The organism is Paenibacillus taichungensis (assembly GCF_013359905.1).
In the GTDB taxonomy this organism is placed as follows: Bacteria; Bacillota; Bacilli; order Paenibacillales; family Paenibacillaceae; genus Paenibacillus; species Paenibacillus taichungensis.
The window spans coordinates 173,657-196,458 of the sequence record NZ_JABMCC010000115.1 but is presented as its reverse complement, the minus strand read 5'-3'; the positions used below and the strand labels follow the sequence as shown (position 1 = coordinate 196,458).

Genomic DNA, 22,802 nt, shown 5'->3' with positions numbered 1-22,802 from the left:
TAAGATTACCAAAATTGAAAGGAATGTTCAAACATGAAATTATCTTTGCGAGGTATTGTATTCAGCGCACTGATGGCAGCCATACTTGTTCTTTTTGGTTACATAAGTATTCCCATTGGTTTCTCTCCTGTGCCGATTACACTGCAAACTCTTGCGGTTATGCTGGCAGGAGGACTGCTTGGCCCATTATATGGTTTTCTAAGTGTCGCTTTGGTCGTAGTCCTGACTGCGATTGGCTTCCCGCTTCTGCATGGCGCAGGCGGACTTGCAGTACTCCTTGGGCCTACCGGGGGATATGTCATGATGTGGCCCTTCTCCGCATTGCTCATTGGGTTATTACTCAGCAGAATCAAACTGAACGGATTCGTTGGTTATTTCCTGGCCTTTATCGTATTTGAGGTATTTGGTTCAATGTTGATCTATGTTTCGGGCGTGCCCTGGTTGGCCTATGCCTACAAAATGTCATTACCCGAAGCCATGATACAAGGGTTCTATCCCTACATCATCGGTGATCTAATCAAAGCCTTGTTCGCTGCGATCATCATCGCACCTGTCCGCATGGTCTTCCCTCCGCAACGACTGACAGGCAATATGAACTCAACGGTTGTGCGAGCAGATTCTTAGGACATCATTGGATCGTGAATAAAACGAAACAAATGCCTCCAAAATTAATTTTTGGAGGTATTTTCTTTTGTGCCAGAACGTCATGTCCATATTTTCCATGCTTCAAGTCCATATTCAACATGTTCTTCAAAAGAAGTCTTGACTATAATAATTGATAATGATTATCATTATAAAAGAAAAAGGGGATTTCATTATTATGTTGCGTCATCCAAATAAACTCCAGCTTTCGTGCATTATCCTTGTGCTAACCTTGCTTCTCTCCGCTTGCGGTCAAGGGAAACAAACATCATCACCTTCTACTGAAGGTAATTCTGCACTGCAGACAGAAACGTCAACCGATACTGCCTTAGAATCGGCAACTCGCGTATATAAGGATGCTCTGGGCCGTGAGGTAACGATTCCAGCCCATCCCCAACGTGTTCTCACTACACAATATTTACCGGAAATGCTGGCAGCAGGACTTAAGCCCGCTGGGGCAGCATCACATCTGCTTAACAACTATGTCTCGATTCAAGATCAATTGGAAGGGATCGAAGATATCGGGGTCTCCAATAAGCTGAATTTGGAAAAGGCACTTGAACTGCAGCCGGACCTCATCATTGCTGCAGAGTGGAATGAGGATCAATTGGAGCAGCTGTCCAAGATTGCCCCTACGGTTGTTGTTCAATGGGAAGGTGCCGATGCATTCCAACATTTCAAGTCAGTGGCTGACGTTATTGGCAGAAGCGAACAGGCACAGGAATGGATTCAAGCATTTAATCAGAAATCCGAAGAGGCACGGACCAAGCTTTCTTCCTTCGTTTCACCAGATGAGACATTCGGCGTTGTGGTTATTGGCGGATTTGAAAAAGGTCAACTCAGAGTGTACGGGAACGCTAATGTCGGTTATACCTTATATGATGCTCTGAAGTTCAACATGACGGATACCGTCAAAGAGGAATGGGCAAAAGGGAATCATGAACTCGGCATCAACATCTCTCTTGAGAAACTGCCGGAATATGCTTCAGCAGATCGACTGTTTGTGGTAAGATTCGATAATGATCCTGATTTCCTGAAAGAGGTGGATGATAGCCAGTTGTGGCACTCACTGCCTGCCGTCAAAAATAATAAAGTTTACGTGGTTGATGAGAGCCTATGGTTCTCTTACGACGTGATGTCTCTCAGTGCTCAATTGGATGATGCCGTTCAATTGCTCACCAAATAAAAGATATTAATCACATCATATACAATAGAGGAGAAGTTCTTCAGCGATCCTGCCTGAAGAGCTTCTTTTCAGCTTTTGAGGAGGGATACCATGATTTCGCTGGTCTATATACTTACAGGGACATACTGCGATGCGATATCCGGTCCGTGTACAAAATCAATACACCGTCATACATTGATGATTATCACCGAAGGGCGTGGTAAAGTCCATTCCATGGATAAACAGACTGAGGTTATGCCAGGAAACTGCTTTCTATTTCATCCCGGTATGGAAGTGCAGCTTGAGAGTCTATCAGATCTTCCTCTGCAAGTATATAGCGTTGAATTCGAACCTCTGCCCGTAACTGTTCAGGGTACGCCCCGAATGGCTGCATTAGCGCAAGGACAAGTATACCCTGAACATGTTTCTCGCATGATTCAATTGGTACACTTGCTGCATCCCGTGGAGGATCTTTGCGATGAAAAGGAAAACTACAGCAAACATGTGCTGTTTCAGGAATTGATTTTACTAGCCATGAAAGCCGACACGATGGATAAAGAGCATCGCAGCATACAGGCCGTGGATACACTCCTTCAACGGTTGGAACAATCCGTTACACTTGACTATACTTTGGATCAACTTGCCGCAGAGACTGGGCTATCCACACGCCATTTTTCACGTCTTTTTCGTGAGCACACCGGACAGAGTCCCATCAAATATTTGAATGCCTTGCGAATGAATCGTGCCAAAAAACGTCTGCTGGAATCAAATGATTCGATTCAGGAAATTGCAGGACACATCGGATTCCGCGATCCTTTTCATTTCAGTCGTAGCTTCAAGCAATATACCGGTGTATCGCCGCGTTTATATATTCATCTAAGAAAGCATACAATGCGTGTCGCCTCCTTTCAGTTCCTGGGTGAGCTGCTGGCGCTCGGCATAACACCGATTGGTGCACCTTACCAATTGCTAGACTGCCGTTATTACCAGGGTCATGTGCGAGGTGTTCCTTCGATTGGAAATTCCGTGGTAACGCCATATATGGATAAGATATCGGAGCTGAAACCCGATCTCATCGTGACTTTTAACGGGCATCATTATGCCGAATACTCCAAAATTGCTCCTACACTGGATGTTCCCTGGTCCCTGCCCTTCTTTGAACGCTTTCGTCTTATTGCGGATTTGACTGGAAGGACATCTGTGGCAGAAGCCTGGATGGAAAGCTATATGAACAAGATCAAGGAAACCCAAAGAGTCTTGTCTCCTCTTCAAGATGGTGACCAAACAGTTTCATTCTTCTGGATGAGAGGACTTCCCGCTACCTTCCAGGTCTACTACGACGTAGGTGTGTTATATCGTGATTTGCAATTAAAACCACCTGCTCCGGTGCTGGCAGCCCAGCAAAATAAATCTCATCCGTTCAAAGAAGATATTCCTTTGGATCAATTGCATAAGTATGCGGGTGATCATCTCTTTATCGTTGTGTCAGGCGACCCGGAATCCATCCGACAGTTTGAACAGCTTGAACGCAGCAAGTATTGGCAGCAGCTTCCGGCAGTGCAGAACGGTCAGGTTTACCGTATGACGGAGGACTGGCTTCGGGAAGATCCAATCTCCATGATGGGACAGGTTCAGGATCTGATGAATTTGATTGGGTAACAGCAAAAAAAGCCGCGTCCACGTAAACAGAAACATTCTGTTCCACGTCGGACACGGCTTTTGTTATTTCTACTCTTGTTCCTGTCCCTTTCCACCATATAGGGTAAGTAAAGGCTCTTGAACCCGAACTTCTCCTGTAGTCAAAGGAACCACTTCCTCATAGTTTGCAGAATTCGTTACAATAATAGGGGTTACCGTATGATAACCAGCGACCTTGATTGCAGCGATATCGAATTCCAGCAGCAAATCTCCTGCTTTAACCCGATCTCCTTCCTGAATATGTGATGTAAAGTGCTGACCATCGAGCTTGACGGTATCCACCCCAACATGAACCAAAATCTCCGCACCTGTATCCGATACAACAGCCAGGGCATGTTTCTTTTTGAAAGCCACGGTAATAGTACCGTCAAAAGGAGCAACGACTCGGCCAACTGCTGGCTCAATCGCAATGCCTTTGCCCATCGCGCCGGATGAAAATGCCGGATCTGGCACCTCAGTCAGTTCAACAATGGTCCCCTCAATCGGACTAAGAACTTCTTGATCCACGGAATCCGCTGTTCTTATTGATGGATTGGTAGATTCCGTGCTTTTTTCTTGTTCTTCCTCTTCAACCGGATCTTTGAATCCCATAATGTACGTCAATGCAGCCGAAACAACAAAGGATACGCAGATCCCAAGAATCAGTCCAGGGAAGCCCTCTCCACCCGGTCCATAGAAGATCGGCAAAGTCAGTAATCCTGGAGCGCCCGAAGCGAATGCCTGAGTACCCGCCTGACCAATGATGGCCCCACCAACAGCACCCCCGATCACTCCTGCGATGAATGGACGTTTGAGTGGCAGAGTGACACCATAGATGGCCGGCTCGGTAATCCCGAACAAGGCTGTCAATGTCGATGAACCCGCCAGCGTTTTCAGCTTCTTATTTTTGGTTTTCAGCATAACGCCGAATGCAGCTCCGGTCTGTGCAAAGATGGAAGCCGTCGCAGCCGGTTTGACGCCATCACGTCCATACACAGCAACGTTGTTGATAAAAACGGGAATAAGACCCCAGTGAATTCCGAAAATAACGAGCAGCTGCCAGCTTGCACCCATAACGGCTCCTGCCAATAACGGACTGAATCCGAAGGCGGCCACAAGTCCTGATGCAATGGCATTACCTACATATACTCCAAATGGACCGAATACAAGCAAAGTAAGAGGTACCATAATGACAAGCAAAAATAATGGAGTGACAAAATTTTTCACACTTTCGTGAAGAACTTTATTGAAGAATTTCTCCAATTTGCTCATGACGATAACTGCCAGAATAATAGGGATAACGGTAGATGAATAATTCATCAAAATCACAGGAATACCGAAGAAATCGGTTGGCGTTCCCTCCGCCTTGAGCGTGACGATGGAAGGATAGATTAATGCGCCTGCAATGGTCATTGCTACAAACATGTTACCCTGGAATTTGCGAGCAGTTGTAACCGCTAATAGCAAAGGTAAGAAATAAAACAGGCTGTCTGCTGCTGCAAATAGGATTTTATACGTGCTTTCCGTTGTTTCCAGCCAGCCGACATTGCTTGCAATGAGCAGCAGCCCTTTCAAGATACCTGCTCCCGCCATAACCCCTAATAGCGGTGCGAAAATACTAGAAATCACATCGATGATGCCGCCTAAGCCTTTTGCGGACTTCTTCGGCTTTTCCTTTTCGGAAGAATCATCCAAAATGTTGCTGATCTGACCAATGGCGTTGTAAACCTCAGGCACCTTATTGCCAACGACCACCTGGAACTGACCCCCGTTTTCCTTGACTGCAATGATTCCTTCTGTCTTTTCCAGCTTGGCTTTGTCTGCCTTGGCATCATCCTTCAATACAAACCGCAAACGTGTTGCGCAATGTACCAGTGATACCACATTCTTTTCGCCGCCGACCAGCTCGACGATCTCTTTTGCGAGTTTTTCCTGACTCATGATGTGCACCTCCATATTTACTAAAACAGGCACCTTACCGATTTTTTTGCACGCAAAAAACCTAAGCCTTGAGTAAGGTTTGGACACATTGGTCCTGCCTTCTCATGACTTAGGTTTTGCCTGCATAACCAGTAACAATCCCAGTTAAATCGTATTTAATTCCTGTTAATCTCATATTATTATGATTTAACCAAATTTGTCAACATTTTAATTATTATCGATTAACGACCCGTTTAATGTGGACGGTCAGATACAATTTCTCTTCGTTGGTAAGCTGATGGTTATATTCCTTGTTGACGAACATTTCGATTTTCTCCGTACATGCCGCCGCTTCCGGGTGCTTCTCTTTGATCATGTCGTAAAAGTGGTCATAATTATTGTCATAATGCGTGCCGCTTAATACCCTCTGGGAGAAGAACTTCAGATGCGTAATGAAACGAAAATAGCTGAGAGACTCTTCATCGAATTCCATCTTGAAGTGATATTTCGCTATATTAATAATCTGCTGAATAAACTTCGTGATGTTCATTGTTGTAATAACTTCTTCATTCATCTCCGCATTGACAATATGCAGGGCAATATACGCTGCTTCATCCGGTGGAAGCTCGATATGAAGTCTGGACTTGATCTGCTCCAGCGTTTTCAGACCCAGTCCGAACTCAGCCTTGTACAGCTGTTTGATTTCCCACATCAGTGCATTCTTGATTTCAACCCCTTCACGATATCGTTCAATCGCAAAGTTAATATGATCTGTCAGAGAAACATAAATATTTTCATTCAGGTTACGGCCCAGATTCTCTCTGGCGTAGGTAATAATTTCTTCCACAATTTCGATTAGCTCCATGGGCACTTCACGCAGAAGCATTTTAAAATTGTCGGATGTCTGCTTGTTTTTAAGCGCAAATACTTTCTGGATACGGGTCTCGTCTACTTTATCCCCCGGCTTTTTCTTAAAGGCAATCCCACGCCCCATCACTACAAGCTCTGCTCCATCCGCCTGATAGATGCTAATGACGTTATTGTTGATAACCTTTGCTATTTTCACTTCAATCCCCCCGTCACGATCCACTCTCTTGGCAGTCATATATCGCCTTTTGGGCATACAAAAAAAACCTGAAGCATCACAAAATAAACAAGACATGTGCGTCTGTTTTTTTTGGTGCTTAGGTTTTGCCTACTTCAAGTAGTAACAATCCCAAAACGATATAATTGCGTCAAGTATAGCGCGAAGAGACACATATGTCAACGCTTTCAACGAGGGAGCAATCGGAAGTTCCATGAAGAGTGGTCCTTCCGATATGATCATGGAGAATGTCCCTCATCCTCCCCTACTTATTCCAATTCTAAATTGCTGCCGTCCGATTCAATCACATTTTTGTACCATTGGAAGCTCTTTTTCTTGATCCGCTTCAAATCACCCTTACCTTCATTGTCACGGTCGACATAGATATAACCATAGCGTTTTCTCATCTCTCCTGAAGAAGCGCTGACAATATCGATGGGCCCCCAGCTTGTATAACCGATGATCTCTACGCCATCCTGTAGAGCTTCACCCATCTCGGCAACATGGCGTTTCAGATAATCAATCCGGTACGCATCATCAACTTCACCTTCAGGGGTAACCACGTCATTGGCTCCAAATCCATTTTCTACAACAAACAGCGGTTTTTGATATCGGTCGTGCAGTTGATTGGCTGTAATACGGATGCCTTTGGGATCAATCGTCCAGCCCCACTCCGATTTTGCCAAATATGGATTGGCTACAGAACCAAACACATTGCCGCTCGTCATGTTTTTGACGACTTCCGGGTCGGTGGAGGTTGTACGACTTGAATAATAGCTAAATCCGATATAATCAACCGTATGGTTTTTCAGAATTTCCGCATCACCTGGCTGCATGTTAATATTCAATCCATGATCCTTGAAGAAACGTTTGGCATAACCTGGGTACTCTCCACGCGACTGAACATCAATGAAGAAGTAAGACTCTCTGTCTTTCTCCATGCCCTGGAACACATCATCCGGATTACAGGTATAAGGATAAAAGCTTCCTGCCGCAAGCATACAGCCGATCATTGCGCCTGGGATGATCTCATGACAAGCTTTAACCGCCAGTGCACTTGCCACCAATTGATGGTGTGCTGCCTGATACTGAATCTCTTTCACATGATCACCATCATTGAAGACCAGACCCGCACCAAGGAATGGCAGATGCAGCAGCATGTTAATTTCGTTGAACGTCATCCAATATTTCACCTTGTCCTTGTAACGGCTGAATACGGTTTTCGCGTAGGTTTCGAACAGAGTCACCAACTCACGGCTTCTCCAACTGCCATATTTCTCAATTAGATTAACGGGTACATCGAAGTGAGCAAGTGTTACTACAGGCTCGATACCCTGCTTCAACAGTTCATCGAATAATCGATCATAAAACTGCAAACCCGCTTCATTCGGCTGTGCATCTTCTCCAGTTGGGAAAATCCGCGCCCAGGAAATGGATACACGCAGCGCTTTGAAGCCCATCTCGGCAAACAGCGCGATATCCTCGGGATAACGATGGTAGAAATCAATTGCTTCATGTGAAGGATAAAACTCGGTTTCCAGCGGGGTTAATGCAGGAACATTACCCTTCATTATGCTTCTGCGATTCTCTCCTGTCGGCAGCAAGTCAACAATGCTCAGCCCTTTGCCATCTTCCAGATAAGCACCCTCTGCCTGATTGGCAGCAATGGCACCACCCCACAAAAAGTCTTTGGGAAACTTAAAATTAGTCATCCTTATTCTCCTTCCAAATATGTAATTCTGTTATCCGCTCAAATCGCAAGAAACATTAATAAGACAAAATATTTAAGTTGAACTACACATTTACATCATAAACGGAGAGGACAGAAAAAATCTGGAGAAGCGGAGTGTTCGCCTTTATCCCCGGATTTCCCCTTTAAAAAGGGAATCAAAAAATCTGGGGATAACAGCGATCGGAAGATTGTTCTGGCAGCGCAGTGTCCAATGTAAAATCGTTTGTTCGTTCAACTTAAATACAAAAAACCCGAACCAGCCCGGATACACGTTGCAGTGTATACAAGCCAGCTCAGGTTATGCCCATATCGGTAACATTCCCAGATCACAATTATGCGGATTGGATAAAACTTTAGCAAGGAATAGCTGAATTGTCAATTTTATTGTGACTGGGTAGTCGGATTAGATCTTTCAAATTCTTCGTTTTAATGATTAACGAGACGTGTACCCTGCATCCGCGTGAATCGTAGTGCCTGTGATATAAGAAGCAGCGTCAGATGCGAGCCAGAGACTTGCTTGTGCAATTTCATTAGGTTGTCCAAAACGATTAAGCAAGCTCAACTGCGGAGCATACTCCTCTGCCGTGAAACCGAATTGATCCAAGGCACCACGCAGCATAGGTGTATCGATTGCTCCTGGAGCAACCGAGTTAACCCGAATGTTGTGTGGTCCGTTTTCCATTGCAGCTACTTTGGTCATACCAACCACGCCATGCTTGGCAGCTACATAAGCAATGTTATTGGGTTGAGGACGGAATCCACTAACCGATGAAATGTTAATAATGGAACCGCCTTTGCCTTGTTTCAGCATTTGCTGAAGTTCATATTTCATACACAATGCAGTACCTGTCAGGTCAACTGAAATCAGGCGATGCCAGTAGGCTTCGTCAAATTCAGCTGCTGGTTTGTCATCTGGCGTGAGTGCGGCATTATTAACGGCCACGTCCAGTTGTCCATAAGTCTCAACTGCAAACTTCACCATCGCTTGTACTTCTTCCGATTTGGAAATATCGACTTTCACGAAAGCGGATTCACCACCAGCCGCACGAATGGATTCAACGACAGCCTGTCCTTTCTCTTCGTTAAAATCTGCAACGATTACCTTTGCTTTGGCTGCGGCAAAAAGTTGAGCAGTTGCTTCACCCATGCCCATCGCTGCCCCTGTTACAATGGCCACTTTACCTTCCAATACGGGAAATGTCATATGAATACCTCCATTAATATTAATTTTAAACAATCCTCAATATATCTATATCATTGACCTTATTCAATCCGTAATATGCCTGGAATTGTACGTTACTGTACACTTGATCGTATTTTGTACACCAAGTTGCAGAATTAAGTGACATGAACGATACTGTAAACGAGGTGAACTATTCATGACAGATCGAATTGACAAACGCATTTTGCGTTCCAAGTCGGATATCAAAGAAACTTTTCTACGCTTGCTTTCACAAAAGCCTTTTCAACAGATCTCCATATCTGAAATTGTCCGGGAGGCCAATTATAATCGGGGCACATTTTATGCCAATTTCGCAACCAAAGAGGATTTGTTACGTGAGATTATTCAGGAGGTTCTAGTCGAATTTGTTCAACAGATCAAAAATCCATACAGATACATCACCAAAGTCAATTTAAAAGAAATGCATGCCGAAGATATCACGCTGTTTACATACTTGAAAGAACAAGCTGCACTATACAAATTGTTATTGAGTGATCATATCCAGGTGGATTTCCGCTACCAAATGGCGAGAGTGATTGAGGATCTTTTTGTAGCAGAATACGATTATGAGCTTGAGGAAGGGTCCGTAATTGATCCAAAATGGTTATACATCTATCGGGCTCATGGAGTCGCTGGTCTTTTGATTCGCTGGATTGAAGAAGATTTCCCAACGTCTCCGCAATATATGAACACACAAATTGTAGAATTAATGCTGATATCCACAGAAGTTTTTCATGTAAAAGAGTAATCCACACCACCCCCTGCGATATTCCATAATTGTCATAATCACTAATTTTTACATGAATTATCATCCAATTATCATGGTATTTTCTTTGAATAAATCATGATATAGTTGCATTTCAGAAAACGTTTTCAATACTTAATTTGGTGGTGATTCCATTTAAATTAATTTAGGATTTTGTTCTATGCTGAACTTAAATTGCCAATTTTGTAAGCGCTCTATTTTTAGTTCAACAATTATATTTACAAAGGAGAATATGTTAATGAACAAAAACCGCAAATCGGCCCTCTCGCTCACTATCGTAACGGCAATGATCCTATCCCTGTTCTCATCAGCCATCACTTCTGCTGCTTCAGATGACTCGATTCAGGCAAATGCAACCGCCGCTGCTCCAACCAATATTCAGTCCTATGTTACTGCGATGGAGCCGGGCTGGAATCTGGGTAACTCGCTGGACGCTGTTGGTGCAGATGAAACGGCCTGGGGAAACCCGCTGATCACTCAGCAACTGATTCAAAATATCGCCAATCAAGGCTACAAAAGCATTCGTATTCCAGTGACCTGGCAAGCTCATATAGGAGGAGCACCCAACTACACTATTGATACCGCTTACATGAATCGCGTTCAACAGGTTGTAAACTGGGCCCTGGATGCCAATCTATATGTCATGATCAATATCCATCACGATTCATGGCAGTGGATCAGCTATATGGAGAATGACCATGCCAATGTTCTTGCTCGTTACAACTCTGCCTGGACTCAAATTGCAAACAAATTCAAAAACTCATCCACTAAGCTGATGTTCGAAAGTGTAAATGAACCACGCTTCACCGAAGGTGGTACAACGAATACCGCTACAGCATACGCTTTGCTGGATGAGCTGAATGTATCTTTTCATAACATCGTAAGAACATCCGGCGGCAACAATGCAACACGTCCATTGGTTCTTCCAACGATGCATACCTCTTCCGCTCAACCAGATCTCGATGCATTATCGCAGACAATTGCGAAGTTGAATGACCCTAACATTATCGCTACCGTCCACTACTATGGTTTCTGGCCATTCAGCGTGAATATCGCTGGTTACACCAAGTATAATGCTGAAGTACAGCAGGATATCACGGATACATTTGACCGGGTATACAATGCATTTACAGCCAAAGGCATTCCGGTTATCGTCGGCGAGTATGGCTTACTCGGCTTTGATCAGCACACAGGTGTCATCGAGCAAGGTGAGAAGCTGAAATTCTTCGAATTTATCGGCCAATACCTGCGTCAGAAACAGATGACCACCATGTTATGGGATAATGGACAGCATTTCGGCCGTACCAGCTTTACATGGTCTGATCAGGATCTGTATAACACAATGAAAGCAAGTTGGACAGGTCGTTCCTCCACAGCTGAATCCGATCTCGTTTATCTGAAAAAAGGTGCTGCAATCCAGGATAAAACCGTAAAACTGAATCTCAATGGCAATACATTTAGTTCTCTTGCTAATGGCAGCACTACCCTTGTTCAAGGTACAGATTACACGATCAACGGTGATGTGCTGACGTTAAAATCAAGCCTGTTAACCAGACTGACCACTTCCGGCAATCTTGGGGTTAATGCCAAGTTGACCGTCAAATTCAACAAAGGCGCAAACTGGAACCTGAATATCATCAAGTATGATACACCTAAACTGAGCAATGTAACGGGCACAACGAGCTCGTTTGCGATTCCGACTATCTTTAATGGCAATCAGCTGGCCACCATGGAAGCCACTTATACAAGTGGAGGAAATGCAGGTCCGCAAAACTGGACTTCATTTAAAGAATTTTCCTACACCTTCAGTCCGAATTATAGCAGCAACGTGATTGAACTGAAACAAAACTTCTTCAACGAAACAAATAATGGCGAAGTCATTCTCAAGTTCCACTTCTGGAGCGGAGACGTCATTACGTACAAAATTACGAAGAATGGTTCCAGTGTAGTAGGAATCTCTTCATAATTTAAATATCGCTTTTATATTATTAATGCTAAACGTTCTGTTCAGAGCACAAGTTCTGACAGAACGTTCTTTATGTTTCTATAATCAAAACAGATTATTAAATTGGAATCCCCGAATAACGTACAAGTAACCTCTCATACCTTTACAGTAATTTGGCTTGAGGAGGAAATGTAATGTTTAAACGGGTAGACCGTCTAGCTATCGAACTGCCACTATCCAATAATCCGGACCCCAATGGAGCTAGCTCGGTACAGGAACTGTTAGGTGGCAAGTTTGGGGAAATGTCAACGTTGAACAATTATTTGTTTCAGTCTTTTAATTTCAGAGGAAAGTCGAAGCTGCGCCCCTTCTATGACATCGTGGCTAGCATTACGGCTGAAGAATTCGGCCACGTTGAACTTGTCGCCAATACTATTAACCTGATGCTTGTTGGCTCAACTTCACCAGGTGATCCCGACTCCACACCATTGCGCATTGGCAAGGATGCTCGTATGACTTCACACTTTATCGAATCCGCTCAAACGGCGCTTCCCTACGATTCCATGGGCAGACCTTGGAATGGTTCTTATGTCGTTAGCAGTGGTAATCTGATCTTTGATCTGCTTCATAACTTCTTCCTCGAATGCGGGGCGCGAACTCACAAGATGAGAGTTTACGAGATGACTGATCATCCAACAGCCAGGGAGATGACAGGATATTTGCTCGTGCGTGGAGGCGTACATATTTTGGCCTATGCCAAGGCACTGGAAATAGCGACTGGAGTCGATGTAACCAAGTTATTTCCTATTCCGCGGCTGGACAATAAGGTGTTTGATACAACGCGCAAATGGGAAGCCATGGGTGAGCACCGTAGACTCTATACCTTTAGTGACAAGGACTATCAGCGCATTGCTCAGATCTGGAAAGGAGAACATCCAATCGATGGCGGTAAACTTGAAGCCTTTGCCGGCTTGCCGGGTCACAGTGGAGCCATCCCTGAACTTCCCGATCTGCCGGAAGAGTTCGCACCTGGTGTATCCCCAGAGGATCTGATTCAGATTGCAGAACGATTGAAACGACACGCTGGCCTATAGTCATGAATGAAGACGGCGATCCGTTATCAGGTTAACTTCGCCGTCCTGTTTTTTTGCTTTTGCCATACTACACTAAAAATGAAACATCTCCACTCCGGCTGTGAATGACATATGTTGCTCCCAGACCTTTATAAACAAGCCCAACAGGAGCCCTGTTGTTGGAAACGACATAGAGTTGTTGCGGACACAAACTGCGACACAGCTCAATGTCCTGACAGCACTGCGGCAAGCTATTTTCGAATACAAAGGCGCTTTTTACTACAAATTCAAGCGGAAGCTGGTTACGGTCTGCCATTTCCTGAATGTAACGCACAGTAACAGCACCAAGCGATTGAAGTTGTTCCCCCTCTTCTTCACTGTGTACAAGCACGACAACTGCAAATCCCCTCTTCAGTAATACATCCACAAAATTCATTCCCGCCGCACCGTGTCCTGTCGAAACCACCATCATTGCTTCATCCATTGCCGCCAACCTCGCCTTCACATCAGATCCTGCAAATGCCATCTGGAGTACGTTATGTGCGAATCATAGTCCTCTGTCTACATCTCTGCAATTGAACGGTATTCGATTTCTGCACCGTTCTGATCGATTCCAGACAATCCAGGTGAGGATTTCTTGACTAATCTCCTCTTTACGCTGTCATGCGGCATGTTACTCGGTCTGTCATGAGCGGAAGAAAAAATCGAGTTATTCGAGTCCAAAACGAAGATATATCTCTTGTTAATCGCTTACATGTATGAATTCCAAACCAAAAATCGGAAAATCAGGCGTATATCCATTCCGGTAGATTTTACTTGAGCTGTGTTCAGTCGTAATATAATCGGCAGGATAACAAAAACAATAGAAACGATAAGGTGATTTTGCCTATGGAGGTTGGAGCGTGTGATTGCAGATTGTGATGTGGAAATTCGAACGGAGATTCGTGTTGATACCCGAATTAGTTCCATGGAGATTATTCGGTACGATATGCGAAAATTACCCTTCATAGCGCGGGAACATTCATCCTGTTACTGCGGATTGTTCAAAATCTCATGCGGGAATGTTCATGGTTTTGCCGAATTTGAATTACCTATAGGTTCCCATCCCTCTGATCTGGTAAAATGGGCTTCGGTGTTCAGAGTTTTAAAAGGTATGGAGCTGTCGCAGGCCACGCAATTTATCCAGCAGCATCAAGAGCTGTGGGGAAATGAACGCAAGCTGTTCCTGCATGAAGCCGTCAGTAATTTGCTTCTCAACCTGGAGCAAGGCAGCACATCTGATGTGATGTTAAACCGGGAAGAAATTCGTGCCTTTCTGATGCAATACGCGCTGACGTATTATTCTTTTTGACACCTTCCGTTAAGTAGAAAAGATACATAAAAGTGCAAAGAAACCCTGGTGATATACACCGGGTCTCTTTGCATTTTCCGACCTGTCTTGTTCAAAAGTTTACGCTTATTGTGGTTCAGTAAATTTCACAACGATTAGTGCTTCTCCATTAGCTTGAACTGGGCCTGTCATAGTTGCCATCACCTGTTCGATCCTATCATTCCCATTCGGGATGAGCACAGGTGTAATCAATGGCAGCCCGGCAGCCTGGATCGCTTCCATGTCAAATTCAATCAACAGTTGTCCTGCGGTTACGGTGTCTCCGCTATTCACATATGCGGTAAAACCCTCCCCCTTCAGTCCAACGGTATTAATCCCAATATGCACAAGCATTTGAACACCGGTTTCATGTTCCAGGATTACCGCATGTTTGCTCTTATTCATCACATGAGCGATGACACCATCAAAAGGTGCAAATACTTTGCCCTCAGAAGGCTCGATAGCGATCCCTTCTCCCATATGCTTTTCCGAGAATGCAGGATCAGGAACCTGCTCCAAAGCAACAGCTGTACCAGTGATCGGTGATGCAATTTCCAACATATCTACCTTGGTGCGATGGTTAACGGCCTGGCTGGCAGATGAGTTAGAATTTTGCGACAGAACTTCCGTCTTGCTCTCTTCTGCTGCATTGCTCGGAACTTCCTCCGCAACCGGCTGATCCTTATATCCGAAGAACCAGGTAAGTGCAAATGCAATACCCATTGCTACCACATTGGACAAAATGTATAAAGGCAATTGGCTATTCAAATACAGCAGCGTGCCCGGAATAACCGTCACCGCCATACCTGTACCTTGCAAATGGAACAAAGATGCGATAAATCCACCGACAGCGCCCCCGACGAGACCCATGATGAACGGTTTCATGTATCGCAAGTTAACCCCGAAGATTGCAGGTTCAGTAATCCCTAGAAATGCAGAGAATGACGAAGGCAGTGCGAGTGCTTTCAGCTTTGTATTTTTGGTCTTCAACCCCACTGCCAGACAAGCTGCTCCTTGCGCAGCCATAGCACATGTAATAATCGCGTTGAACGGATTAAAGCCCGTTTTCTCCAGCAATTGAATCTCCAGAAAGTTAAAGATGTGATGTACACCGGTAACAACAATAATTTGATGGAAGAAACCAATAATAATGCCCGAAATACCAAATGGAAGTCCCAATACGGCTGTCGTTCCATGCAGCACCCACTCCTCTAGAGAATGGAATACCGGACCAATTGCGAAAAGGCCCAGCGTAATCATAACCGTCAGTGTAATAAAAGGGGTAAGAATTAAGTCAAGCGCCTCTGGTACGCGTCTTCTCAGAAGCTTCTCAAACTTCGCTCCGATCAATCCGACGAAGAACGCAGGCAGCACGGAACCCTGATATCCGACTACCGGGATGAATCCGAACATGTGCAGCGGTTGTGCTGATCCATCGGCCACAGCGTATGCATTCGGCAGCGCCGGATTCACAAGCATCAGACCCAAAACGATGCCGAGAACCGGACTCCCGCCAAACACACGGAAAGCAGACCAGGCTACGAGTGCAGGCAGAAATGCAAATGCTGTGTCCGTCAGGATCTGAGTAAATAAGAGGAAATTGGGTGAAATGTCCTCCGGTGTTGCACCAAAAAGTGATAAAATTTCATTTTGAGTGAGCAGCCCTCGCAAACCCATGAACAGCCCCGTTGCTACCAGCACAGGGATAATTGGTACAAAAACATCACCGAACGTGCGAATGGCCCGTTGAAAAGCATTGCCTTCCTTCTTGCCCTGACTCTTCACATCTTCCTTGGAAGAGCCTTCGATGCCCAGCTTCTCGACCTCTTCAAATATCCGGTTCACCGTTCCTGTTCCAAAAATGATCTGATACTGGCCAGAGTTGAAAAAGGCTCCTTTAACTTTGTCGATGTTCTCGACCTGCTTCTGATCGATCTTGTCCTTGTCATTCACCATGATCCGAAGACGTGTTGCACAGTGTGCAAATGATGCGATATTTTCTTTGCCCCCGATGGCACGAATAACGTCCTGGGCAATCTGCTGATTATCCGACATGGTCCTTCATTCCTCTCACGTTATATCTAATAATCCCATTTTGATGCCTTAAATCCTCCCTTGCCTCCAAGTGCAAAGAAGCGAATCTCCGTACTATCCTTGCTTGGAAAGATACGGCTTGTGAATACCTCTTCTCCATCGTTGACAAAGATCTCAACAGAAGAAGAATCCACAAAGATATGGAACTTCAGCACGTCTGCATTCAATGCGCAGCGCCGCACATTCCCGTTCTGATCCGCGAGCGTGGCGCCTGACTGCGAGCGATCCAGGGTTACTTTCTGTGCCAACCGATCATACTGCAACACGGTTTTCTCCTCTAAACTCGCCCGCAATTCAATGCCTACAACCTCTGCGTCAAAATCACGGATCTCACATTCCAATTCATAAGCCAATCCAGCAAAGTCTGCGAAAGATCGAGTCTCATGATTCATTGTGAATTCCATATGATTCCCCTCAGAATCCCCACGCAGCTTCACCATTTCAGAGACTGGCTGCTGAATTAACTTACCCTCCCGGAGTGACAACTGCCGCGGAATCGTCAGGCAATGTGCCCATCCACTCTTATCTGTCGGATACTCCAAATCGGGAAGTCCCATCCAGCCCACCAAAATTCGTCTTCCATCCGACGCCTGCATCGTCTGTGGGGCATAAAAGTCGAATCCCCGATCCATCTCATGAAATGAACCATGTTCGAATTGCCTTGTCTGAAGATCCAGTGGTTCGCCAATCAGATAGCCCGACTGAAAAATATTCTGATACTCATCTTCATGACTCTCTATTCCTTGTGGCGAAAAGATCAGTACACCTTGACCCTGCATCTCCAGATAATCGGGGCACTCCCACATGTAGCCAAAGTTAGGTAGCCCAGTATGAATCTCACCAAGAAACGTCCAGTTTTTGAGATCTGACGAGCGATATAATACCGTGCATCCCGTTTCATCTACACGCTGTGCTCCAATCACACAATAATACGTGTCACCCTGCTGCCAAACCTTGGGGTCTCTGAAATGTTCCGTGTAGCCAGAAGGTACTTCTGTGATCACAGGTTGATGCACTTTGGTTATTGAACCGCTTTCATCCATAATCGCCAGACACTGATACGGATGTCTGATCCAGTCCTCATCTCTTGTATTGCCCGTGTATAGCAGATGGAGTTGGCCATCTTTTTCAATAGCACTGCCCGAATACGCCCCGTGTGAATCATATGTGTCGCCCGGCTGGATTCCGATTCCGACTTCTTCCCAATGCACCAGATCCGTTGAACGGGTATGGTACCAATATTTCATCCCATGCTCGGTGCCGAGTGGGAACCACTGATAGAACAGATGATAATATCCCTGGTAATAGGAGAATCCGTTAGGATCATTAAGCAGTCCGGTTATCGGCTGGATATGGTAATGCTGTCTCCATGGACAAGCAGAGATCAAAGCTTCTAGCTTGCCTATTTCTCCAGGCTCTGCCTGCTCGATTCGTCTGTAGCGTTGCTCTCTAGTCATTTTCATAAAAAGTGTTCTCCATCCTAGCTAAAAGTAAAACCCAAATCAGAGGAACCGGTTCCAATGCACTCAAAAAAATAATTCCATATGGCTTTTCGCCTGCCACCGTGTTCCCATATCCGTAGTGGACATCTGGTGTGGAACCGGTTCGATGGAATTATCATAAAGGATTCATTTATATCTTGTCAACGCTTTCTCGTGGAATAATCTCCACATCAAGGATCGTGCACTGCTCCACTGGCTCGCCTTTTACCAGACGAATAATGTGCTGGGCCGCCACTTGACCTGCCTCAAAATAATGATATTTTACTGTCGTTAGTGTAGGATGTATCATCTCGGTAATTTCATAACCGCCAAATCCGGTAACCGATAATTCCTGAGGAATTTGTATCTTATTGGAAAAAGCAATCTTCATCACACCCAGTGCGATGTTATCTGTTGCGCCCACAATAATGGTCGGTTTGCTTTCTTTCAAAATCGCTTCTGCGGTAATGATCGCCTCGGACATTTTGAAGCTTGTCTCATAATACGTCACATCACAGCCAACACATTCGTTGATCGCACGCTTGAACCCCTGTTTGCGATGGATACCCACCGCCTGATCTCTCTCGGTAACACCAATATAGACAATTTTCCGGTGGCCCTTTTCCACAACATGTTTACCCATCTCATAGCCCGCTTGATCATCATTATGAACCAGACTGTGCAGTTGTTCATGCTGCTGTCCTACCAATAGCACCGGAATTCCGATGTCTTCAACAGCTTTCAGATGTGCATCCGTCACTTCTGCGGCAAGCAGAATAATACCGGATACCTTCTGTCTGGCAAAGTCATATATGGCGTCGATCTCGCGCTGCATATCCTGGCTCGTATTCGCGATCAGCATCTGGTACTGATTATTTCTTAATTCTTCATCGATACCGATCAATGTCTGAGAGGTTGCAAAGGAATCCAGACGAGGAACAACCGTTCCAATAATACTGGTTTTTTTGGCCTTGAGACTCTGTGCAAACGTATTGGGTACGTAATTGTATTGTTTAATAATGCGCTCAATTTTTTCCCGTGTATCGTCGCTAACAGAACCACCATTCAGGAAACGAGAGACTGTGCTCTTCGCCACGCCTGCCATTTGGGCGATATCCGAAATCGTTTTATTCATAACTTCTCCTCTTATTCTCATTCGCTTGAATTCACTTATATTACCTTATATTATACTTCGAATGGCAAACCCTTGCGAATACTATTCCCATGGAGTCATTAGTAAATCTCACAGAACACTGGAAGCACATGGATAATGCGTCACGGTAAAGCGTTATTGATGCATGGCATTAATTCAGCTTCTTGCAGACAAGGAACATGAGATGCTAGTATAACTTCAATTCATAACGTGCATCATGAAATACAGAACAGAACATCATTATTCATACAGGCTATGACGGAAAGAGTACGCGGAGTTATCGTTCATTACAGGGACGCGGTGCCAAAGACTGAGAGCACCCGAAAGGAACACGCCGCCGAAGTTCACTCCCGAGCCGATTGCTGAAGAGCTGCTCCTCTTGGATATAGCTTCTAGGACAATCCGTTCCTTGCGTTAAAAGGTCAAAGTGAGAAACAGATCAGCTGTATTTAATCAGCAGACCGTTTCTAATTAGGGTGGTACCACGGCTTCTTCGTCCCTTACGGATGAAGGGCCTTTTTGTGTTTTTTCATAAATCTAAATCGAAGGAGTAGATCAGCATGGATCAAAGCAAGAACTTGGAACAATTAAGAGGCCGATTGAGTGAAATTAATCATAACCTCCTGCACTTGTTGTCAGAACGTGCCCAAATTACACAGGAAATTGGTCAAATCAAGGAAAAACAAGGTGTACCCAAGTTTGATCCGGTTCGCGAAAAAGAAATGCTGGAGGAACTGACTGCCGCTAATCCGGGGCCTTTCCAAGACGATGCCATCAAACTTCTGTTCAAACAGATTTTCCAGGCTTCCCTGAACCTTCAGGTTGACGAACACAAGAAACAGCTGCTCGTTAGCCGCAAAAATCAGCAAGAAGATACTGTCGTTTCCATCGGAAACGTCAAGGTTGGCGCAGGCAAACCCATTATGATTGCTGGCCCATGCTCGGTTGAAAGTTATGAGCAGGTACGCGAGGTCGCAGCAGCACTGAAAGAAGCCGGCATTACGGTGATGCGCGGAGGAGCATTTAAACCTCGTACTTCTCCATATGACTTCCAGGGACTTGGAATCGAAGGATTGAAAATTCTGAAGGAAGTTGCCGACGAGTTCGGATTGAAGACCATTAGTGAGATTGTGCATCCAAGTCATATTGAACTGGCTGGCCAGTATATTGATGTCATCCAGATTGGTGCCCGTAACATGCAAAACTTTGAACTGCTCAAGGCTGCCGGGGATGTTAAGATTCCTATTCTGCTGAAACGTGGTTTGGCGGCAACCATTGATGAATTCGTTCATGCTGCGGAGTACGTTGTCTCCCGGGGAAACAAACAGGTTATGCTGATTGAACGCGGCATTCGCACCTATGAAAAAGCAACACGAAACACACTAGACATCTCTGCTGTACCGATTCTGAAACAAGAAACCCATTTGCCTGTGCTTGTGGACGTCACCCACTCGACCGGGCGTAAAGATATCCTTGCCCCATGTGCCAAGGCAGCTCTTGCAGCAGGTGCAGATGGTGTTATGGTTGAGGTTCATCCAAATCCGGCGGTAGCCCTCTCGGATAGCGCACAGCAATTAAACATTGAGCAGTTCCATCAGTTCCTCTCCTCTGTGAGACAATCTGGATTGCTTAAGGATCAATAGGTTAATTAACAATAAAAGCCTGACTGAAATGTTTGGTTCATACGAAAAACGGTATGATCCTACATTTCTCAGGCTTTTGAACATCATAATCTTAATTTTAATTCTCATCTTAATCTCTATACATCGACTCTGGCTCCACTTACTCAAACCTCAATAATAATGGGCAGGATCATCGGTCTTCGCTTCGTCTGGGCGTAAATGTAATGACCGATCTCGTCTTTCAGCTTTCTTTTGATCACATTCCACTGATTCGCTCCGCTTCCGGTTAACTCATCCATCTTGTTCTGAACCAGCTCATGAATCTCTTTCATGAATTCTTCGGCATCCTTAACAAACACAAAACCTCTGGAAATAATCTCAGGTGCTGTCACCATATGTTTCTCTGTTTTGCTCAACGTAGTGACAATCACCAGCATTCCATCAGATGACAGCTGCCGTCGATCACGCAGCACGATATTCCCGACATCGCCCATGATCAGACCGTCGACCAGACTGTTGCCTGAAGCAATTTTGGGACCAGGAGAAGCCACGCCGTCTTTGTACTGAATCATATCCCCATTGTTCACGATGAATACGTGATCCCGTTCGATCCCTACGGACTCCGCCAATTGTCTATGCTGATACAGCATGCGGAACTCACCGTGAACTGGAATCAGGTAATCAGGCTTCATCAGGGTTAGCATCAGTTTGAGTTCTTCCTGGCTGCCGTGTCCTGATACATGCATACCTGCTGCGCCACTTGAACCGTAAATGACACGTGCTCCGAGCACATACAGATTATCAATGACATGCGCAAGATTGCGTTCGTTCCCCGGGATCGCCCCAGCTGCAATAATAACGGTATCTCCAGGTGCGATCTTCACATGTGGATGTTTGGAGGCGGCCAAGCGGGATAAAGCAGCCATCGTTTCACCCTGACTTCCCGTACAGAGCACAACGACCTCATCAGGTGGAAACTGGTCCGAATCAATGGCCTCAATGAGCAGCCCCTCAGGTACATCCAGATATCCCAGTTCACTGGCTACGGACACTACATTAATCATGCTTCTGCCCAGCAGAGCCAGCTTGCGTCCCGTCTCGAATGCTGCATTTACAATCTGCTGAACCCTGCTTACGTTGGACGCAAAGGTTGAAATAAACACTTTTTGTTTGGCGCGAATAAACGCATCCAATATATGGTCACCTACAACACGCTCTGAAGGGGTGAACCCGGGTCTCTCTGCATTAGTGCTCTCGGACAACAGCACATGCACACCTTGTTTGCCAATCTCGGCCATACGATGCAGATCGGGATACGGCCCATTTACAGGTGACATATCAAACTTGAAATCCCCGGTATGGACGACATTTCCCCCAGGTGTCTGAAAGAAAATACCCAGGCAATCCGGTATGCTGTGACTCGTCGCAAAAAATGAAACCTGAATTCCACCCAGCGTAATGCTGGATTTGGAATCAACCGTATGCAGATCTGCTTTGCGCAGCAGCCCATGTTCTTTCAGTTTTAGCTCAATTAATCCTCGTGTCAGTCTGGATGCATACACCGGGATATTGATTTGTTTTAACAGATAAGGAATGCCGCCAATGTGGTCTTCATGTCCATGAGTAACCACAAGCGCCCTTACCTTGTCCTGATTTTCCAGCAGATACGTCACATCCGGAATGATGAGATCAATGCCCGGCAGGGTTTCATCCGGGAATTTGGAGCCACAGTCGATGACAATGATGTCCTGATTATATTGGATAAGATACATGTTCTTGCCTATTTCATTCAAACCGCCAAGTGCCGCAATGTACAATTTGTTGTGGGCGAGATTCAAATCGGATGCATCCTCCTCT

Annotated in this window: 17 protein-coding genes; 8 read left to right on the top strand and 9 right to left on the bottom strand. The window is 45.2% G+C overall.

Annotated features, from left to right (window positions below; translation table 11 throughout):
* The first annotated feature begins 33 nt into the window (after positions 1–33).
* From HP548_RS20260 to HP548_RS20250, 3 genes are all read left to right on the top strand, one after another.
* On the top strand, positions 34–624 hold the full coding sequence (locus HP548_RS20260) for a biotin transporter BioY (protein WP_072732639.1): 591 nt from the start codon (positions 34–36) through the stop codon (positions 622–624).
* Between the two features lie 196 nt (positions 625–820).
* Positions 821–1,828 (top strand): ABC transporter substrate-binding protein, encoded by a 1,008-nt coding sequence (locus HP548_RS20255; RefSeq protein WP_175382649.1) that lies wholly within the window; start codon positions 821–823, stop codon positions 1,826–1,828.
* A gap of 90 nt (positions 1,829–1,918) precedes the next feature.
* Positions 1,919–3,466, top strand: coding sequence for a helix-turn-helix domain-containing protein (locus tag HP548_RS20250; RefSeq protein ID WP_175382648.1), 1,548 nt, complete (start codon positions 1,919–1,921; stop codon positions 3,464–3,466).
* A gap of 69 nt (positions 3,467–3,535) precedes the next feature.
* Here the strand turns inward: HP548_RS20250 and HP548_RS20245 are convergent, their stop codons facing one another.
* From HP548_RS20245 to HP548_RS20230, 4 genes are all read right to left on the bottom strand, one after another.
* Positions 3,536–5,425, bottom strand: a complete 1,890-nt coding sequence (locus HP548_RS20245) for a beta-glucoside-specific PTS transporter subunit IIABC (RefSeq protein ID WP_175382647.1) — start codon at positions 5,423–5,425, stop codon at positions 3,536–3,538.
* Between the two features lie 214 nt (positions 5,426–5,639).
* Positions 5,640–6,470, bottom strand: a complete 831-nt coding sequence (gene licT / locus HP548_RS20240; protein ID WP_175382955.1) for a BglG family transcription antiterminator LicT — start codon at positions 6,468–6,470, stop codon at positions 5,640–5,642.
* 287 nt (positions 6,471–6,757) lie between these two features.
* On the bottom strand, positions 6,758–8,200 hold the full coding sequence (locus HP548_RS20235) for a 6-phospho-beta-glucosidase (protein ID WP_175382646.1): 1,443 nt from the start codon (positions 8,198–8,200) through the stop codon (positions 6,758–6,760).
* Positions 8,201–8,653: 453 nt separating this feature from the next.
* Positions 8,654–9,424 (bottom strand): SDR family NAD(P)-dependent oxidoreductase, encoded by a 771-nt coding sequence (locus HP548_RS20230; RefSeq protein ID WP_076291098.1) that lies wholly within the window; start codon positions 9,422–9,424, stop codon positions 8,654–8,656.
* A 175-nt stretch (positions 9,425–9,599) separates the two neighbouring features.
* Between HP548_RS20230 and HP548_RS20225 the strand changes: the two genes are divergently transcribed.
* The 3 genes from HP548_RS20225 to HP548_RS20215 all read left to right on the top strand — a co-directional run bounded on the left by HP548_RS20225 (position 9,600) and on the right by HP548_RS20215 (position 13,247).
* Positions 9,600–10,190, top strand: coding sequence for a TetR/AcrR family transcriptional regulator (locus tag HP548_RS20225; protein ID WP_076291097.1), 591 nt, complete (start codon positions 9,600–9,602; stop codon positions 10,188–10,190).
* 256 nt (positions 10,191–10,446) lie between these two features.
* Positions 10,447–12,174 (top strand): cellulase family glycosylhydrolase, encoded by a 1,728-nt coding sequence (locus HP548_RS20220; RefSeq protein ID WP_175382645.1) that lies wholly within the window; start codon positions 10,447–10,449, stop codon positions 12,172–12,174.
* A 173-nt stretch (positions 12,175–12,347) separates the two neighbouring features.
* Complete coding sequence (locus HP548_RS20215) at positions 12,348–13,247, top strand: manganese catalase family protein (protein ID WP_175382644.1); 900 nt, start codon at positions 12,348–12,350, stop codon at positions 13,245–13,247.
* A gap of 67 nt (positions 13,248–13,314) precedes the next feature.
* Here HP548_RS20215 and HP548_RS20210 read toward each other — a convergent pair whose 3' ends face one another.
* Positions 13,315–13,752: a hypothetical protein gene (locus tag HP548_RS20210; RefSeq protein WP_076291094.1), complete on the bottom strand. Its 438-nt coding sequence runs from the start codon at positions 13,750–13,752 to the stop codon at positions 13,315–13,317.
* Positions 13,753–14,130: 378 nt separating this feature from the next.
* Between HP548_RS20210 and HP548_RS20205 the strand changes: the two genes are divergently transcribed.
* Entirely contained in the window at positions 14,131–14,577 is a 447-nt protein-coding gene (locus HP548_RS20205; protein ID WP_175382643.1) for a hypothetical protein, read from the top strand.
* A gap of 105 nt (positions 14,578–14,682) precedes the next feature.
* Here the strand turns inward: HP548_RS20205 and HP548_RS20200 are convergent, their stop codons facing one another.
* From HP548_RS20200 to HP548_RS20190, 3 genes are all read right to left on the bottom strand, one after another.
* Positions 14,683–16,650, bottom strand: coding sequence for a sucrose-specific PTS transporter subunit IIBC (locus tag HP548_RS20200; protein ID WP_175382642.1), 1,968 nt, complete (start codon positions 16,648–16,650; stop codon positions 14,683–14,685).
* Positions 16,651–16,676: 26 nt separating this feature from the next.
* Positions 16,677–18,152 carry a glycoside hydrolase family 32 protein gene (locus HP548_RS20195; protein ID WP_175382641.1) on the bottom strand — a complete coding sequence of 492 codons (1,476 nt, stop codon included), beginning with the start codon at positions 18,150–18,152 and terminating at the stop codon, positions 16,677–16,679.
* A gap of 169 nt (positions 18,153–18,321) precedes the next feature.
* A complete protein-coding gene (locus HP548_RS20190; protein WP_175382640.1) occupies positions 18,322–19,305 on the bottom strand; it encodes a LacI family DNA-binding transcriptional regulator in 984 nt (327 codons plus the stop codon).
* A 578-nt stretch (positions 19,306–19,883) separates the two neighbouring features.
* Here HP548_RS20190 and HP548_RS20185 point away from each other — a divergent pair.
* Positions 19,884–20,966 carry a bifunctional 3-deoxy-7-phosphoheptulonate synthase/chorismate mutase gene (locus tag HP548_RS20185; RefSeq protein ID WP_076291089.1) on the top strand — a complete coding sequence of 361 codons (1,083 nt, stop codon included), beginning with the start codon at positions 19,884–19,886 and terminating at the stop codon, positions 20,964–20,966.
* Positions 20,967–21,109: 143 nt separating this feature from the next.
* Here the strand turns inward: HP548_RS20185 and HP548_RS20180 are convergent, their stop codons facing one another.
* Positions 21,110–22,783, bottom strand: coding sequence for a ribonuclease J (locus HP548_RS20180; RefSeq protein ID WP_099854537.1), 1,674 nt, complete (start codon positions 22,781–22,783; stop codon positions 21,110–21,112).
* Between the last annotated feature and the right edge of the window lie 19 nt (positions 22,784–22,802).

Excerpts from the sequence above, each read along its gene's own strand:
- HP548_RS20260 (WP_072732639.1), top strand. The coding sequence starts at position 34 with ATGAAATTATCTTTGCGAGGTATTGTATTCAGCGCACTGATGGCAGCC.
- HP548_RS20255 (WP_175382649.1), top strand. The coding sequence starts at position 821 with ATGTTGCGTCATCCAAATAAACTCCAGCTTTCGTGCATTATCCTTGTG.
- HP548_RS20250 (WP_175382648.1), top strand. The coding sequence starts at position 1,919 with ATGATTTCGCTGGTCTATATACTTACAGGGACATACTGCGATGCGATA.
- HP548_RS20245 (WP_175382647.1), bottom strand. The coding sequence starts at position 5,425 with ATGAGTCAGGAAAAACTCGCAAAAGAGATCGTCGAGCTGGTCGGCGGC.
- HP548_RS20235 (WP_175382646.1), bottom strand. The coding sequence starts at position 8,200 with ATGACTAATTTTAAGTTTCCCAAAGACTTTTTGTGGGGTGGTGCCATT.
- HP548_RS20230 (WP_076291098.1), bottom strand. The coding sequence starts at position 9,424 with ATGACATTTCCCGTATTGGAAGGTAAAGTGGCCATTGTAACAGGGGCA.
- HP548_RS20225 (WP_076291097.1), top strand. The coding sequence starts at position 9,600 with ATGACAGATCGAATTGACAAACGCATTTTGCGTTCCAAGTCGGATATC.
- HP548_RS20220 (WP_175382645.1), top strand. The coding sequence starts at position 10,447 with ATGAACAAAAACCGCAAATCGGCCCTCTCGCTCACTATCGTAACGGCA.
- HP548_RS20215 (WP_175382644.1), top strand. The coding sequence starts at position 12,348 with ATGTTTAAACGGGTAGACCGTCTAGCTATCGAACTGCCACTATCCAAT.
- HP548_RS20210 (WP_076291094.1), bottom strand. The coding sequence starts at position 13,752 with ATGGCATTTGCAGGATCTGATGTGAAGGCGAGGTTGGCGGCAATGGAT.
- HP548_RS20200 (WP_175382642.1), bottom strand. The coding sequence starts at position 16,650 with ATGTCGGATAATCAGCAGATTGCCCAGGACGTTATTCGTGCCATCGGG.
- HP548_RS20195 (WP_175382641.1), bottom strand. The coding sequence starts at position 18,152 with ATGAAAATGACTAGAGAGCAACGCTACAGACGAATCGAGCAGGCAGAG.
- HP548_RS20190 (WP_175382640.1), bottom strand. The coding sequence starts at position 19,305 with ATGAATAAAACGATTTCGGATATCGCCCAAATGGCAGGCGTGGCGAAG.
- HP548_RS20185 (WP_076291089.1), top strand. The coding sequence starts at position 19,884 with ATGGATCAAAGCAAGAACTTGGAACAATTAAGAGGCCGATTGAGTGAA.